We start from the raw sequence: 14,856 nt of genomic DNA, 5'->3' as shown, positions 1-14,856 counted from the left end.
TTTTGCCTTCAACAGTGATTGCATAAGGCTGCCAAGCCTCTGCAAGAAAGACCACGGCCATGACCGAGACGACCGCACAGCCCCGCCGAAGCCTGTTTTTCACCCAGCCCGATGCGTTTGATCTGGACAACAAATATACCGAGGCTGCGTTGGAACGGCACAAGCGCGAGGGTCTGGAACTGGCTGTGCGTGCGCGATGGGTGGCGATGGCGCTGACTGCGGTGCTGCTCATTTTTCTGAACCCGCAATGGGAGGTGCTTTGGTATCACTTCATTCTGCTGCTGATCTGCGGCAACGGGTGGTTGATCCGCCGTGCAGGTCGTGTCGGGCAATCGCGGGGCGAGTTGTTTTTGATTTTCGTCGACCTGCTGATCATGACGCTCGGGATGATCGTGCCCAATCCCTTCAGCGATGATGTCAGGCCATTGGCCATGCAATACCGGTTCGACAACTTTCAGTACTTCTTCGTCATTCTGGCCGCAGGCACGTTGGCTTATTCCTGGCGGACCGTGATCGCCATCGGAACCTGGACGGCGATTATGTGGACGATCGGTTGGATCGTTGCGTCGTGGGTCGCAACGCCTATTCCGGGGATCAGCGAAAAAGTTGCTGCCGCCCTGCAAGGCTACCCGGATGTTGCCGAGCTTCTGGATCCGAACAGTTTCATGGCGCCTCAGCGCATCCAGCAGGTGACCGTGTTCATGATGGTGGCCGTGACTTTGGGCCTTTCGATGCAGCGGCTGAACCGGCTATTGATGAGCAACGCAGGGCTGGAACGGGAACGGGCCAACTTGTCACGCTATTTCTCGCCCAACGTGGTAGAGGAGCTGAGTCAGAATGACGAGCCGCTGAAACGGGTCCGAAAAGAGAATGTGGCCGTTCTGTTCATCGACATCGTCGGGTTTACAAAATACGCGGCCGGGTGTGACCCCTATGATGTGATCGAAGTGCTGCGAGGCTTTCACGCCCGCATGGAGACCGAGGTTTTTCGCCACCACGGAACCCTAGACAAGTATCTGGGGGATGGTCTGATGGCGACCTTTGGCACCCCGGTGCCCACGCCGCTGGATGCAAGCAACGCGCTGGGATGCGCACGCGCGATGGTCAGCGTGATTGATCGATGGAATCTGGAACGCCGCCGGGCGGGAGAGCCTGAAATCCGCGTCGGGATTGGGGTGCATTATGGCTCGGTCGTATTGGGCGACATTGGTGCGAACCGGCTTGAATTTGCTGTCATCGGGAATGCCGTCAACGTCGCAGCCAAGCTCGAGGCGCTGACGCGTGATTTACAGGCGCGTATCGTGGTCAGTGATGCCGTGCGCGTGCGGATTGCAGAGGAAAACCAGTCAGCGTCGGTCGCCATGACTGGTTTTGCAGAGCTTACCGATCAATCCGTGCGCGGCGTGGAAACACCGATGGATATCTGGGTGATGAAAGGCTGAGGACCGTACACCCCACCAGAACAGCACCCTAAGCGCTGAGCCTGATGGGCAGGGCTGCGCATCGGTTACGCATCAGGTACCGGGTTCAGGGCCTTGTTATAGGCGTGCCAATCGGTGATCTCGGGGTAGTACTGGCGTCGCCATTCCCGGACCCGCGGGTTCATGACCCGCCGCCACAGCGGTGGGATCATCGCAGCCACAGTCATGACGGGATAGCCATAGGGCAGTTGCGGTGCCGTTTCGGGCGTGTGGTGTTGAAGCAGCGGAAACCGGCGGTTTGGTTTGTAGTGGTGATCCGAATGGCGTTGCAGATTGATCAGCAACCAGTTTGAAGCCTTCTGTGAGGCGTTCCAGGAATGCCTGGGCAGGACGTGCTCATACCGCCCGTCCCCCAGATGTTTCCGGGTCAGGCCGTAATGTTCCACGTAGTTGACCAATTCCAGCTGCCAGATCGCGACACCGGCCTGCAACAGAAAAAGGGCCAGACCTGACCAGCCTCCGATCAGCGACGCCAGTGCCAGCATCCCCAATTGCAACGCCCAGTAACGCCAGAACGGGTTGGAGCGGTCGGTCCAGGGTCGGTCCTTGCGGGCCAGTTTTCCGCGTTCGGCGTTGAAGGCCGAGACCAGACTTTGCCGCAACACCCTAGGGTAAAAGCGGTGAAACCCTTCGTTGTATCGCGCCGTCACCGGATCGCGTGGCGTTCCTACATAACGGTGATGGACCAGCAGATGCTCGGACCGAAAATGAGAATAAAGCACCATGGCAAGAAGGATATCGCCCAGCCAGCGTTCCCAACGGCTTTTCTGATGCATCAGCTCGTGGCTGTAATTGATACCGACCGTACCCGAGATAACACCCATGCCAAAGAACAGGCCGATTTTCTCAGGCGTCGAAAGCTGGCTGCCGTGGCTCGCGTACCAGATCAGGCCAAACAAGGTAAGGAACTGAAGGGGTGCCCAAAGCTTGGTCAGCAGGATGTACCGTTGCAGATCGCCGTCCGGCGTCTCGGGGTCCGCATTTTCCACGTTGAGCCCGGTGATCCGGTCCAGCACGGCAAAGACCCACCAGGTCGAGATCGGGATCAGCAAAACCCACCATCCGCCCGCGAAAGCAGTGAACCAGATCAGCGGGATCAACAGCAGGGACACCCAGAAGGGTGATGCTGATTGCCAGCGTGCCAACGAGACTGTTGCGGTCATCTCTGGTGCTCCTGCTAGATGGGAACAGCCTAGCCGCGAGGCCAAGGAATGCACAGCGGTCTTATTGTCCTTTCCACAGATCATAGGCTTTGCGCATCACCGTGGGCAGGTCGCTGGGTTGGAAGCTGTGCTTTCCCACTGCGATCAAGTGTTCGGGAACATCCTGACCGGTTGTTTCCGCGGCCCAGATTCTTAAAATCAGATGAAAATGCGTAAAGGTGTGGCGCACCTCGCCCGGCACCATTTTCCAATCTGCCGCAAGCGGGGGGTGCTCGACCGGATCGTCAGCCCACTCCGTTCCGGGCCAGCCCAGCATTCCGCCCAGCAGACCTTTGTCCGGTCGGCGCTCCAGCAGCATGGCCCCATCTGACATGCGCACAATATAAACGTGACCGCGACGGGTGGGTTTGGGCTTTGTCGGTGTTTTTCGGGGAAGATCAGCCTGTGTTCCCGCGATCCGCGCTTCGCATGGTTCGCGCAGCGGGCAAATGCCACATGCCGGGGATTTCGGCGTGCATATCGTGGCCCCCAAATCCATGACCGCCTGTGCGTAATCACCGGGCCGAGTAGAAGGTGTCAGCGCTGAGGCTTTTTCCTTCAGCAGGGGTTTCGAGCCGGGCAGCGGCGCGTGGATGTCGTAAAATCGGGCCATGACGCGTTCGACATTGCCATCCAGAACCGTTTCAGGCTGATCGAAGGCGATGGCCGAGATTGCCGCAGCCGTATAAGGGCCGATGCCGGGTAACGTCAGCAGCGCATCATATGTATCGGGGAACTGACCATTGTGATCCCATGTCACAGCGCGGGCGCATTTCAAGAGGTTGCGCGCACGCGCGTAATAGCCAAGACCGGCCCATTCCCCCATGACCTGCTCATCCGGCGCGGCGGCCAACGCCTGAACCGTAGGCCAACGTGTCATGAAGCGCAGAAAGTAATCCCGCACCGCTGCTACAGTCGTCTGTTGCAACATCACTTCGGATAACCAGACCCGATAGGGGTCAGGGCGTACCCCGGCGGCGCGCTCTGCCGGTCCTGTGCGCCATGGCATGGCGCGAGCGTTGTGGTCATACCACTCCAGAAGCGCAGCGCTGGCGGTGAATTCAAAGGAATCACGCAAGTTTTATTCGTCTCCCTGTCAGGTTTCGCTGGCACCCGGTGTTCTGCCTATTACAATAGCGGCGCAGGAGTTGGAAACCAGATGCAACGCAGACGTTCGTCAACCCGCGGGTTCAAGCGCACCGCGTCTTTGCTGAATGACCAGATCAGGCGCGCCGGGGAAAGCCGGGGCTTTGCTGTCTCACGTCTGTTGACCCATTGGGCCGAGATCGTGGGTCAGGATACCGCCGCCATCGCGCGCCCAGTCAGTGTCGGCTATGGCAAAGGCGGTTTCGGCGCGACCCTGACCGTTCTGACCACAGGCCCGCAGGCCCCGATGCTGGAAATGCAGAAGGAACAGCTGCGTGGTAAAGTGAACGCGGTCTACGGCTATAATGCCATCAGCCGTGTCCGGATCACCCAGACCGCTCCGACCGGATTTGCCGAGGGGCAGGCCAGTTTCGACCATAAACCGAAACAGGCAATACCCGAGATTGCACCTGAGATTGCTGCCGAGGCAGACAAAGTGTCACGCAGTGTAAATGATGAAGATTTGCGCGCGGCCCTTGAACGTCTTGGGCGCAACGTTTTATCCAAACAGAAACGCTGAGAAAGGGCTGAGAATGAGCCGTATTGCAACCGTAATCTGCGCGGCCGTCGCCGTGGCCGCTGGCGGCTATTGGGTGTCGCTGTCAAATTCCAACACAAGTTTTCCGCTGGTCAGTGCCGCCGAGGCGCAAGAGGCGGACCTGGATACATCCACAATCATTGACATGGTTCAGGGGGCCGAAGGGGCGCCTGTCGAAATCATCGAATACGCATCCTACACCTGCCCGCATTGCGCGAATTTCCACAAGAGCGCGTATAAACAGCTCAAGAAGGATTTCATTGACACCGGCAAGGTCAAGTTCACCTATCGTGAGGTCTATTTTGATCGCTACGGTCTGTGGGCGTCGATGGTGGCCCGCTGTGCCGGCCCCGAGAAATTCTTTGGCATCACTGATCTGATTTACGAAGGTCAGGCAGAATGGACGCGCGCAGGTGGCCCGGCCGAGATCGTCGATGAACTGCGCAAGATTGGTCGTCTGGCAGGTATTGATGGCGACCAGCTTGAGGCCTGTTTGCAGGATGGCACCAAGGCGCGGACATTGGCCGCGTGGTATCAGGAAAACGCTGAACGCGATGGAATTCAGGCAACCCCGTCCTTCATCGTGAACGGCAAGAAAGTTGACAATCAGTCCTACGCGGACTTCAAAAAGCTGATCGAAGCAGAGCTCGGCAGCTGACCCGAACCCGGCTGGCGCCACCGGGGGCCAGCCTGAGTTACTTTGGTGAAGGGACGGTTTTCAAAAGCATGTCCCTGACCACGTCGGCGTCTGAAATCTGAAGCCGAATCGGCAAAGTGATCACCTTGCTTCGGAAAGCGGGCGGCAGGCGAACGGCGTCTTTTTCGGTGGTGACCATCTGAGCGCTCAGCAAACGCGCCTCGTTTTCCAGCCGGGTCATCAGGGCCTGTGTCAACGGTTGGTGATCGTCCAATGCCTCGGCCCGGACCAGATCCACACCCAACCGACGCAGGGTTTGGAAGAACTTTTCGGGATAGCCGATTCCTGCAAACGCCAACGCACGCGTTTCTGACCAATCCATACCGGTTTGCAGGGGTTCGACTGCCCCGGTGACATGAGGAACGGTCAACCGGTCTTTCCAGTTGTTGGCAAACACCTTTTGTGCCGCCTCTTCACCCAAGGACAGCACAAGGTCGGCCCGTTGCAGGCCGGTATCGACCGGCTCTCGCAGTGGACCGGCTGGCAGGCATAATCCGTTTCCAAATCCGCGCTGGGCGTCCACAACGATAATCGAGAAATCCTTGGCGACCGAAGGGTTCTGAAAACCATCATCCAGAACGATCACCGTTGCCCCCGCCGCGGCCGCTGCACGCGCACCCGCCGCCCGATCCTTGGCAACCCAGACCTCGGCAAACATCGCCAGCAACAGCGGCTCGTCCCCCACCTCGGCGGCGGTGTGCCTGCCCGGATCGACCTGCACCGGGCCTTCCAGTGACCCGCCATGTCCTCGTGTCACGACATGGGGCTTGTGCCAGGCATTACCCAGTTGTTCGAGGGTCCAGATGACGGTGGGCGTTTTCCCGGTTCCACCTGCATTCAGATTGCCGATGCAGATCACGGGCACACCGGGATTTTCCCCCGATTTCGAGGCAATCCTGCGGGCTGTCGCTGCGGCATATAAGCGGCCCAGCGGGGCCAGCAGCCGTGCCCTCAGATCCGGCTGGTCCGGAGGAGTGTTCCAAAACTCAGGTGCCCGCATGATCTGCGCTCCTCTCGTCCAGAATATCCTGCACCAATTCGATGAGAGTGTCTGCCTGCGGCGCACCTTCGGTGATTATCTGCCATCCTGCCAAAGCCATGTCAGCGGCGCGGTCCGGTGCCAGAAGCTGTACGACGGCATCGCCCAACTCGGTTGCTGACTTGACCTCCTTGGCTGCGCCTGCCTGTTGCAGGTGGGCGTAAAGCTCGTGATGGCGATGCACGAATGGTCCAGAAATTATGGCAGACCCCAGCGCGATTGCGTCGGACGGGTCCTGACCGCCTGCACCGCGTTCCAGTGAACTGGCCATGAACGTCACTGCCGACACACGGTGCCACAACCCCAGATTTTCTGGGTCCGCAGTCAGAACGACCTGCGTGCTGTCTTCGATCATGTCGCCATCGTCCCAGTTGACACAGCGTAGATCCATCGCCTCCAGCCTCCGTTTTAGGGGGGCAGCTTCGTGAACGTCGGCGACGTGAAGTACAAGAACCAGCCGGTGCAAAAGGCGCAATGCCTGACGATGTGCTGTCAGAACCGAAATGAACTCTTTGTCCTGCACCCAGGCAGCCAACCAAACAGGTCGCCCTGCAAGCGTGTGGTTGGTTTCGATCAGCTCGTCTTCTGGCCATGGTCTTGGATTTGGGCTAATGCGCAAAGGCGGCGATTCTTCGACTGTTGAAAACGGGATGCCAAGTCTCCGGATGTGACGGGCGGTTTCAGAATTTGCAGTCAGTATCTTGCGAAAGCAGCTAAAGGTCACTCTGGTTATGTCTGGCAGCCAGCGCGCGTTCCGGGAAAGTGCAACGGTAAACTGGGCGTCAAACAACACAAGGGGTACGGCCTGTTCATCGGCTCGGGTTATGATGTTGGGCATCAAATCACCGCCGACCCAAATCCCGATACCTGGGCGCCAGTACTCGATAAAGTCACGCGCGGCCCCGCTCTGTTCCTGAGGCAGGTTGATCAGGGGAAAGCTGCATTCCGGCCAGGCAGACAGATCCGCGTCCGGCGGAGCGGTCAGTAGAAAATGCAGCTTGGATCGGGACTGAAGCAACCGGCGACAAAAATCACTCACCGCCCGCAGGCGGTCTGGCGTGGCGACGTGCATCCACACGACCTCGCCTTCGGGGCGTGGCAGGTCGGTTTTTACACCAACGCCGTTCCGCATTCTCCAGGACAGCACCCGATAAGCGGCAAGGCTTAATGAGCGCGGTTTGCTCATGCGCCGATTCCGGGCCCGATCGGGTCCAGCTGAGCAGACAGTTGCGCGTGGATCGCAGTGCTGGCGGCGATAACGCCATTCAGCCTGGGGTGGGCATTGTTGAAGATCAGCGGTTGACCCAAACGGTCTGAACAGACGCCGCCTGCCTCTCGGATGATCAGATCACCAGCGGCAATGTCCCATTCCCAGCTGGGGCGAAGGGTCAGCATGGCGTCGAACCGCCCCTGCGCGACCAGCGCCATGCGATAGGCAAGCGAGGGTCGGTACGCGCGGTGGAAGGCTGGAACATTCTGATTGCGCCAGTGCTGTGCGTCCAGATTTGGTTTGGCGGCCAGAACCTGCGACTGCAATAACTCAGACGTTTTCGACGTCGTGATCTTTTGCCCGTTGAGAGTTGCGCCCTGACCTTGCGCGGCAGCATAAAGCAAGTCGCGCATCGGCAGATAGATTACGGCGGAAGTCACAATGCCATCCACTGCAACAGCCAGCGAATGCGCCCAGGTGCGCGCGCCTTCGGTAAAGCTGCGGGTGCCGTCAATCGGATCGACGATAAAGGCATTGCTGCGGTCCAGCCGCTCGGGCGAATCCTCGGATTCCTCGCTGAGCCAGCCATAGCCCGGTCGCGCAGCGCACAGCTTTTCTTCCAGCATCGCGTTGACGGCCAGATCGGCCTCGGTCACCGGACCGGCGCCACCGGGTTTGTCCCAACGCTGTGCCTGCGTCCCGGAATAGCGTGTAGCGATCTTGCCGGCCTCAATCGCGGCCTCAATCAGAAGGGGCAGATCAGTTGCCGGCAAGTGTCATTCCTTCGATCAACAGCGACGGGACCACGCGCGACAAATATGGGCGGGCGTCATTGGCGGGAATGATCCGCCGCAGCATATCACGCAGATTGCCTGCGATTGTGCATTCATTGACGGGATGCGTGATCACACCGTTTTCAACCCAAAAACCTGATGCACCACGGGAATAGTCGCCCGTATTGGGGTTGATCGTCGATCCGATCATGGACGTGACCAGCAAACCGGTGCCCATATCGCGCAACAGATCGTCGCGACTGCGGGTTCCCTGCGTAAGGCTCAGGTTCCAGTTGCTGGGTGAGGGTGGGCCGGACACACCGCGCGCAGCGTTGCCTGTTGAGTCCATTCCCAGCTTGCGGCCACTCGACAGATCCAGTGTCCAGCCCGTCAGGACACCGTTTTCCACGATCACCCGGCGCTGCGTGGGCAGACCTTCGGCATCAAATGGGCGCGAGCCAGAGATACGCGGGCGGTACGGATCTTCGATCAGTGACAGATGCGCGGGCAGCACGTCTTGCCCCAGGCAATCCTTCAGCCAAGACGCGCCGCGCGCAATCGCGGCCCCATTGCTGGCGGCCAGAAGATGCCCGATCAGCGAAGACGAGATACGTTCATCAAACAACACCGGGAAACTGCCGGTCGCCGGTTTGCGCGCGCCAACCTGTTGCACAGCGCGTTCCCCTGCTTTGCGCCCAATCTCAGCCGCGTCGCGCAAGTCGGATTGAAACGTCCGGCTGTCACCGTCATAGTCGCGCTCCATCCCGGTGCCTTCACCCGAGATCGCAACGCATGAGATGGATCGGCTGCTGCGCTCATACCCACCGGAAAACCCGTTTGTAGCCGCCAGATGCACCCGGTGCGTTCCGTAGCTTGCAGCGGCATCCGACACCTGCGTGACGCCTTTTACTGTCAGTGCTGCGGCCTCGGCGGCCAGCGCATCCTGCATCAGGCTTTCTGCGGACGGGGCCGGGGCGGAGTCCAGCAATTCCAGTGGCTGAATATCCCAGTCACAGGCCAGTTGGCTTTTGTCCGCCAGTCCGGAATAGGGGTCCTCGGGCGCTTCTTTTGCCATGGCCACGGCGCGTTCGGCCATCGCCGCAAGGGTTTCCGGGCGGCTGTCACAGCTGGACACAATGGCTGACCGCTTGCCCAGAAACACACGCAACCCCAGATCAGCGCCTTCCGAGCGTTCCGCATGTTCCAGTGCTCCGCCCCGCACATCGACCGAGACCGAGGACCCTTCGAGAACGATGGCATCTGCCGCTTCTGCGCCTGCCCGGCGAGCAACATCGAGCAATTGTTGGCTGATTTCTTCTGGTGAGCGGGTCATGAGGTCTCCGGGTTGATTGCCAAGGACCTAGCCTTGCACCGCCCGCCCCGCAAGACCTGTGACCGGATTGTGCTGTGTGGATCGGGATAAATCCATGCCGCTACCGGGTTTGGCACAAGGTTCACAGGAATGGAAAGGGCCGCACTGCGCGGCCCTTTCAGATAGGTATCACTTGATACGCTGGCCATTCGCCAAAATCTGACCGTCTTCCGTGAATTCGATGGTCGAGTTCAGGGTGTCAGGCTCATCGCCGGGGACAGCCATCAGACCCATCATCATCCGCGCGCCCAGTGCATCGTCGTCCGAAATGAGGCCCATGCCGATCAGCGTATCGATCAGCTGATTGGCGCCAACAAGTTTCAGGTTCGCCACGCCGCTTGGGCTAGGCATTCCGCCAAACTCTTCTGTGTTCGAATTGTCGAAGGCGAAATCGCCATCACCGGTCAGTTTGGCACCAACCAACGAAACCAGAAGCTGGCTGATTTTCAGCGAATGTAACTCACCCGGAGTCTCATCCGACTCAACGTCAATTTCCGGATCGAAGATGTTCATCAGAACTTTTGCCGTGCCGGTCGTTTCCAGCGCGATTGTCGCCGGATCGCGGGGCAGCGCGCCTGCCGGGTCAAAAATGCCCCACAGGACATCAGACATGGTGAAATCGGTCATGTTGAGGCCAAAGGCGAAGGGCTGTATTTCGTCCGATTGCTGGATCGGGAATTCGAAGTTCAACCCTGCACTGGCCATGGACAACTCGATCGGGAACGGCAGATCCGCTGTTGTCACCGCCAGTTTGGTGCTGTTCTGCGCGATGTCATAGGCGATGCGCTCGGCGTCGATGCTGGCGGCAAAGTGCCCACCCTCCGAGGTGCTGTTCATCGAGAACGCCTGTCCTTCGCTGGTCCCGCTCAGATCGGTGCTGCCGGATGCATAGGTAAACGTGCCATCAAAGGCGAAACCCGCTTGGTAAAACGCCTGCGGATCAGACATGTCAAAATCCAGTGGGATCACGTTTTCGCCTTCAAAGGCCAGTTGGCCCAGTTGGCCATTGATCAGCCCGCTTTCACCACTTTCCGGATCCTGAAAGTTCAGGTTATAGGTCAGTGTATCGCTGTTGAATATCTGAGTGATGTTTCGGTGTTCGCCGATTTGCATCCGCGACCGACCGGCCAGATCACCTGCTTCGACCGCGATGCTGAAAACCTCGTTCGGCAGCGGTTCGCCATCAACTTCAATCGAATCCAGCGCAATGCCCAGTTTGTCAGCGGTGTAGTCATAAGTCATGTCTTCGGGTGTACCCGAAACGACCATGTTCAGCTGGCTGTGCGAATAAATCACTTTGGCTGCAAACTCTTCATCGTCGGCTGTTCCCGTGACGTCCATGGGAAAGCTCTCGGGCAATCCGATGGTAACGGTTCCGTCACCATTTTCGGTCAGCGTCATTTCCGGCATGACCATCTGGAACTGCCCGTCTTCTTCCGGAAAGGTCAAAGAAAGTGTCATGTTCGAAATTGTGGTGACGTCACCGGCGATGCTTTCGTCGCCTGTAACGGTGTAGCCCATTGATGTGAAATAGCTTTGCCAGTCGGACCAGACATCATTTGCAGTAAGGTCGGCGAACGCGCCCTGGGTCGCGACGGCATAAGCCAGAACAGCACCGCAGCTGCGGTGGAGGAAAACGGACATAAGGTAACCCTTCTTGATCAATTTGCGGCGCATGGTCGGGGTTGTGGCACCTATCGTCAAGGGGGCAAGGGCTGGACCATTTCCCCGTTTCCGCGTTACGCCTGTTGCCGGGATCAATAACAATGCGTGAGGAGAGGCGAATGCAGGGGAAAACAGTTCTGATAACCGGGGCCAGCCGTGGCATCGGGGCCGAAGCGGGGCGCGTTTTTGCCGCAGCCGGGGCCAATGTCGCATTGGTGGCCCGCAGCCGCGATCAGATTGATGCCTTGGCCGCTGATCTGGGTGATCAGGCCATCGCGCTGGCCTGCGATGTCAGCGATTTCGCGCAGGTCGAGCAGGCTGTGGCCACATGTGTGGATCGGTTCGGCGGGCTGGATGTTCTGATTGGCAATGCCGGTGTGATCGATCCGATCTTTCATCTTTCCAACGCCGATCCTGAGGCCTGGAGCAAAGCCATAGACATCAACCTCAAAGGCGTTTTCTACGGGATGCGTGCGGCATTGCCGGTGATGCGGGCCGCCGGGGGCGGAAGCATTCTGACCGTCTCGTCCGGCGCGGCGTCCAACCCGGTTGAGGCGTGGAGCCATTATTGCGCGTCAAAGGCCGGGGCAAAAATGCTGACGGAATGCCTGCATCTGGAAGAAGCCCAACACGGCATTCGCGCAATGGGGCTGTCGCCGGGGACGGTTGCCACGGATATGCAGCGGTCCATAAAGGCAAGCGGCATCAATCCGGTCAGTCAACTGGATTGGGAAGCGCATATTCCTGCAGATTGGCCAGCACGTGCCCTGTTGTGGATGTGTTCCAAGGGCGCGGACGAATACTTGGGAACGGAAATCTCGCTGCGCCTGGAAGACATCCGAAAAAGGGTCGGGTTGATATGATCGACCTGACGAAACAGGATGGCCTGTGGGTCGTTACGATCAACAATCCCGAAAAGGCAAACGCCCTGACCGGAGCGATGCTGAATGAACTGGCCGGGATTGCCGAGGCCGCAACCAGCGCGCGGGCGCTGATCCTGACGGGCGCGGGCAAAGTGTTCAGCGCGGGGGCCGATCTGGACGAGGCGCGCGCCGGTCTGGCCACCTCTGACGTCTGGGAAAGACTGTCCGGTGCCATCGCCGCATTGCCCTGTCTGACCATTGCGGCATTGAACGGCACTCTGGCTGGCGGGGCCAATGGCATGGCTTTGGCCTGTGACCTTCGCATTGCGGTGCCAACGGCCAAGTTTTTCTATCCGGTGATGAAGCTGGGGTTTCTGCCGCAACCGTCCGATCCGAAACGGTTGGCGGCATTGGTGGGTCCGGCCAGAACTAAGTTGATCCTGATGTCAGGTCAGAAGATCACCGCGCAAGAGGCGTATGACTTTGGTCTGGTTGATCGGATTGTCGAATCCGATCACCTGATGAAAACCGCGCGTGAGCTTGTGACAGACAGCGTGAACGCTGACCCCGTTATTGCCAGGGACATCGCAAGGATGTGTTCATGAGGATTTCGGCCATTCGGTTGCGGGTCACTGACCCGAAAAGACTGGCCGTATTCTATCGCGACGTTCTGGGTATGCGGGTTTACCCGCAGGTGTCAGGTTGCCGCGTCGGCTACAACTCGGAAGATGCGGACCTTCTGCTGCTGCCGGGTGGCGGCGGATACACCCATGACCGGGGCCAAAGATATTGGAAGATCGGAATTACCGTCCCTGATGTCGATCTTGCGGCAGCGCATTTGCGCGCGCTGGGTACTGCGGTAAGCGCGCCGAGCCAGTTTCTGGATATCGGGTACATGTGCCATCTGGCTGATCCCGATGGGTTTGTCATCGAATTGCTGCAACATGATTTCGAAGGCAACAAACCGGCACAGGTGGCAGATCCGGATGCTCCGTTTGCGCAGGCCCGGATCGGTCAGATAACCCTTCGGACCAGTGATATCGCGGGTGAGGACGCGTTTTGGTGTGGGCAAGGCATGTCCTTGCTGTCAATGCAGGAAGTGGCCCCCCATGGCTTTGATCTGCATTTCTATGCCTTTACCGACGAAACCCCTCCAAACGCCGATTTGTGGGCCGTCGAGAATCGCGAGTGGTTGTGGAAACGACCGTATACGACACTGGAATTCCAGCATCTTGCGGGTGCAGAGTTTGCGCCTGTACCGGATTACCGGGGAATAGAAGTCGAAGGGTTGGCCGCACCTTTGAAAGACGCCTTTGGCGATCCGGTCTTGCCGGGCTGATCACCTGTTGCGTCGCTTGCCCGGAACTTTCGACCGAAATCCGGGTGGGCGTTTACGCACCCATATCAGGAATTTCTCAAGCCTGGGATGCGCGCGCAAGGCTGCGATCGTGTTGTAACAGCGCGCCAGTTCGGCCTCGGTCAAGGTGGCATGGACTTCTTTGTGGCAAATCTGGTGCAGAAGAACGGTGGGTCCGCCCTTGCCTCCTTTGAGTTTTGGGATCAGATGATGCAGGCTGCCACCCCCGCTGGGGATCGAGCGGTCGCAGAGCGGGCAGATCGGATCGTTGTTCGCCATGTTGGTTTGAAACTTGCGCCGATGGATGGCGAAGGCAAGAGGGTGCGAATGGCGCAGGCAGTCGTGATCGGAGCAGGCCCCGCAGGGTTGATGGCGGCCGAGCAACTGGCCGAGGCCGGGCATTCCGTGCTGGTTGCCGAAGCCAAGCCCTCGGTTGCGCGCAAATTTCTGATGGCTGGTAAATCGGGGCTGAACCTGACAAAGGACGAACCGCCTGAGACACTGATGCGGTCTTATGCCGATGCGGCGGACTGGTTGCGCCCGATGATCACCGCCTTTGACGCGCAAGCCGTGCAGCACTGGGCGCGTGGATTGGGACAGACATTATTTACAGGTTCTACCGGGCGGGTTTTTCCCGAGGCCATGAAGGCGTCGCCTTTGCTGCGCGCATGGCTTGCGCGACTGGGCGCAGCCGGGGTTGAGATCAAAACCCGTTGGCGATGGAAAGGTTGGGAAGCTGATGCGCTGGTATTCGACACACCGGACGGGCCGCAAAACCTGACTGCTGCTGTAACCGTGCTTGCGCTGGGCGGGGCCAGCTGGGCCCGCCTTGGGTCGGATGGTCATTGGGCGCAAATCCTGTCTGACAGGGGCGTCGAACTGGCACCGTTTGAACCTGCGAACTCAGCCCTGTCGGTGGATTGGAGCACTCATATGCAGCCACACTTCGGGGCGGCGCTGAAATCGGTTCGGTGGATGGCCGGTGACCTGGATAGCCGCGGCGAGGCTGCGATCTCGGCAACCGGGCTGGAGGGAGGGGGGCTTTACACTCTCACCCCTGCTTTGCGCAAAGGGCAGCTACTTTTTGTCGATCTGGTGCCCGACCTGGAACAGCAGTCCTTGCAGGCGCGTTGGTCTTCCAGAAAGTCGAAAACCACACTTTCGCAATGGTTGAGAAAGTCGTTGAACCTGTCACCGCAGAAGATCGCCGTGTTTCACGAGATGGCAAAACGCAGTCACTTGCCGCTGCCCGGCGAAGTGGCGGTCTTCAAGAAACTGCCAATCCTGCACGCGGGGCTGCGACCGATGGATGAGGCCATTTCGACGGCAGGTGGCGTGAAACGATCCGCGTTGGGTGACGGGCTGATGCTGAAGACCATGCCGGGCGTGTTCTGCGCCGGTGAGATGCTGGATTGGGAAGCGCCGACCGGGGGGTATCTTTTGACAGCCTGTCTTGCCACTGGCCGCTGGGCCGGTCGGGCCGCTGCCGATTGGCTGGATCAGGGCAAGTAAC

Annotated in this window: 15 protein-coding genes; 7 read left to right on the top strand and 8 right to left on the bottom strand. The window is 59.1% G+C overall.

Annotated features, from left to right (window positions below; all coding sequences use genetic code 11):
- The first annotated feature begins 59 nt into the window (after window positions 1-59).
- On the top strand, window positions 60-1,442 hold the full coding sequence (locus tag ACR0BF_RS15380) for an adenylate/guanylate cyclase domain-containing protein (RefSeq protein WP_480625255.1): 1,383 nt from the start codon (window positions 60-62) through the stop codon (window positions 1,440-1,442).
- A 65-nt stretch (window positions 1,443-1,507) separates the two neighbouring features.
- Here ACR0BF_RS15380 and ACR0BF_RS15375 read toward each other — a convergent pair whose 3' ends face one another.
- Window positions 1,508-2,644, bottom strand: a complete 1,137-nt coding sequence (locus ACR0BF_RS15375; RefSeq protein WP_480625254.1) for an alkane 1-monooxygenase — start codon at window positions 2,642-2,644, stop codon at window positions 1,508-1,510.
- A gap of 61 nt (window positions 2,645-2,705) precedes the next feature.
- Window positions 2,706-3,761: an A/G-specific adenine glycosylase gene (gene mutY, locus ACR0BF_RS15370; RefSeq protein WP_480625253.1), complete on the bottom strand. Its 1,056-nt coding sequence runs from the start codon at window positions 3,759-3,761 to the stop codon at window positions 2,706-2,708.
- A gap of 81 nt (window positions 3,762-3,842) precedes the next feature.
- Here mutY and ACR0BF_RS15365 point away from each other — a divergent pair, with 81 nt between their 5' ends.
- Together ACR0BF_RS15365 and ACR0BF_RS15360 are read left to right on the top strand one after the other, a co-directional pair.
- Window positions 3,843-4,349, top strand: coding sequence for a DUF721 domain-containing protein (locus tag ACR0BF_RS15365; RefSeq protein ID WP_480474162.1), 507 nt, complete (start codon window positions 3,843-3,845; stop codon window positions 4,347-4,349).
- Between the two features lie 13 nt (window positions 4,350-4,362).
- On the top strand, window positions 4,363-5,025 hold the full coding sequence (locus ACR0BF_RS15360; RefSeq protein ID WP_267365070.1) for a DsbA family protein: 663 nt from the start codon (window positions 4,363-4,365) through the stop codon (window positions 5,023-5,025).
- Window positions 5,026-5,062: 37 nt separating this feature from the next.
- Here ACR0BF_RS15360 and lpxK read toward each other — a convergent pair whose 3' ends face one another.
- From lpxK to ACR0BF_RS15335, 5 genes are all read right to left on the bottom strand, one after another.
- A complete protein-coding gene (gene lpxK, locus ACR0BF_RS15355; RefSeq protein WP_480625252.1) occupies window positions 5,063-6,064 on the bottom strand; it encodes a tetraacyldisaccharide 4'-kinase in 1,002 nt (333 codons plus the stop codon).
- Entirely contained in the window at window positions 6,051-7,289 is a 1,239-nt protein-coding gene (locus tag ACR0BF_RS15350) for a 3-deoxy-D-manno-octulosonic acid transferase (RefSeq protein ID WP_480625251.1), read from the bottom strand. The genes lpxK and ACR0BF_RS15350 overlap by 14 nt, the downstream gene beginning before the upstream one ends.
- Window positions 7,286-8,086, bottom strand: a complete 801-nt coding sequence (locus tag ACR0BF_RS15345) for an inositol monophosphatase family protein (protein WP_480606306.1) — start codon at window positions 8,084-8,086, stop codon at window positions 7,286-7,288. Before ACR0BF_RS15345 ends, ACR0BF_RS15350 begins: the two co-directional genes overlap by 4 nt.
- A complete protein-coding gene (locus ACR0BF_RS15340; protein WP_480606303.1) occupies window positions 8,073-9,419 on the bottom strand; it encodes a TldD/PmbA family protein in 1,347 nt (448 codons plus the stop codon). Before ACR0BF_RS15340 ends, ACR0BF_RS15345 begins: the two co-directional genes overlap by 14 nt.
- A gap of 168 nt (window positions 9,420-9,587) precedes the next feature.
- A complete protein-coding gene (locus tag ACR0BF_RS15335; RefSeq protein ID WP_480625250.1) occupies window positions 9,588-11,102 on the bottom strand; it encodes a DUF2125 domain-containing protein in 1,515 nt (504 codons plus the stop codon).
- 140 nt (window positions 11,103-11,242) lie between these two features.
- Between ACR0BF_RS15335 and ACR0BF_RS15330 the strand changes: the two genes are divergently transcribed.
- The 3 genes from ACR0BF_RS15330 to ACR0BF_RS15320 are packed head-to-tail and all read left to right on the top strand — an operon-like array spanning window position 11,243 to window position 13,325.
- On the top strand, window positions 11,243-11,986 hold the full coding sequence (locus tag ACR0BF_RS15330) for an SDR family oxidoreductase (RefSeq protein ID WP_480474155.1): 744 nt from the start codon (window positions 11,243-11,245) through the stop codon (window positions 11,984-11,986).
- A complete protein-coding gene (locus ACR0BF_RS15325) occupies window positions 11,983-12,591 on the top strand; it encodes an enoyl-CoA hydratase/isomerase family protein (RefSeq protein ID WP_480517858.1) in 609 nt (202 codons plus the stop codon). The genes ACR0BF_RS15330 and ACR0BF_RS15325 overlap by 4 nt, the downstream gene beginning before the upstream one ends.
- Window positions 12,588-13,325, top strand: coding sequence for a VOC family protein (locus ACR0BF_RS15320; RefSeq protein WP_480625249.1), 738 nt, complete (start codon window positions 12,588-12,590; stop codon window positions 13,323-13,325). Before ACR0BF_RS15325 ends, ACR0BF_RS15320 begins: the two co-directional genes overlap by 4 nt.
- Here the strand turns inward: ACR0BF_RS15320 and ACR0BF_RS15315 are convergent, their stop codons facing one another.
- Window positions 13,326-13,622, bottom strand: coding sequence for an HNH endonuclease (locus tag ACR0BF_RS15315; RefSeq protein WP_480625248.1), 297 nt, complete (start codon window positions 13,620-13,622; stop codon window positions 13,326-13,328). It abuts the gene before it with no gap.
- A gap of 48 nt (window positions 13,623-13,670) precedes the next feature.
- On the opposite strand from ACR0BF_RS15315, the gene ACR0BF_RS15310 reads away from it, so the two are divergent.
- Window positions 13,671-14,855: a TIGR03862 family flavoprotein gene (locus tag ACR0BF_RS15310; protein WP_480625247.1), complete on the top strand. Its 1,185-nt coding sequence runs from the start codon at window positions 13,671-13,673 to the stop codon at window positions 14,853-14,855.
- Window position 14,856 lies beyond the last annotated feature (1 nt).

This window comes from Ruegeria sp. AG7, from assembly GCF_056541545.1.
This window is presented reverse-complemented; position numbering and strand designations above follow the sequence as displayed.

What these genes read in the sequence shown, in the direction of transcription:
- ACR0BF_RS15380 (WP_480625255.1), top strand. Translation starts at nt 60, where the DNA reads ATGACCGAGACGACCGCACAGCCCCGCCGAAGCCTGTTTTTCACCCAG.
- ACR0BF_RS15375 (WP_480625254.1), bottom strand. Translation starts at nt 2,644, where the DNA reads ATGACCGCAACAGTCTCGTTGGCACGCTGGCAATCAGCATCACCCTTC.
- ACR0BF_RS15365 (WP_480474162.1), top strand. Translation starts at nt 3,843, where the DNA reads ATGCAACGCAGACGTTCGTCAACCCGCGGGTTCAAGCGCACCGCGTCT.
- ACR0BF_RS15360 (WP_267365070.1), top strand. Translation starts at nt 4,363, where the DNA reads ATGAGCCGTATTGCAACCGTAATCTGCGCGGCCGTCGCCGTGGCCGCT.
- lpxK (WP_480625252.1), bottom strand. Translation starts at nt 6,064, where the DNA reads ATGCGGGCACCTGAGTTTTGGAACACTCCTCCGGACCAGCCGGATCTG.
- ACR0BF_RS15350 (WP_480625251.1), bottom strand. Translation starts at nt 7,289, where the DNA reads ATGAGCAAACCGCGCTCATTAAGCCTTGCCGCTTATCGGGTGCTGTCC.
- ACR0BF_RS15340 (WP_480606303.1), bottom strand. Translation starts at nt 9,419, where the DNA reads ATGACCCGCTCACCAGAAGAAATCAGCCAACAATTGCTCGATGTTGCT.
- ACR0BF_RS15335 (WP_480625250.1), bottom strand. Translation starts at nt 11,102, where the DNA reads ATGTCCGTTTTCCTCCACCGCAGCTGCGGTGCTGTTCTGGCTTATGCC.
- ACR0BF_RS15330 (WP_480474155.1), top strand. Translation starts at nt 11,243, where the DNA reads ATGCAGGGGAAAACAGTTCTGATAACCGGGGCCAGCCGTGGCATCGGG.
- ACR0BF_RS15325 (WP_480517858.1), top strand. Translation starts at nt 11,983, where the DNA reads ATGATCGACCTGACGAAACAGGATGGCCTGTGGGTCGTTACGATCAAC.
- ACR0BF_RS15320 (WP_480625249.1), top strand. Translation starts at nt 12,588, where the DNA reads ATGAGGATTTCGGCCATTCGGTTGCGGGTCACTGACCCGAAAAGACTG.
- ACR0BF_RS15315 (WP_480625248.1), bottom strand. Translation starts at nt 13,622, where the DNA reads ATGGCGAACAACGATCCGATCTGCCCGCTCTGCGACCGCTCGATCCCC.
- ACR0BF_RS15310 (WP_480625247.1), top strand. Translation starts at nt 13,671, where the DNA reads ATGGCGCAGGCAGTCGTGATCGGAGCAGGCCCCGCAGGGTTGATGGCG.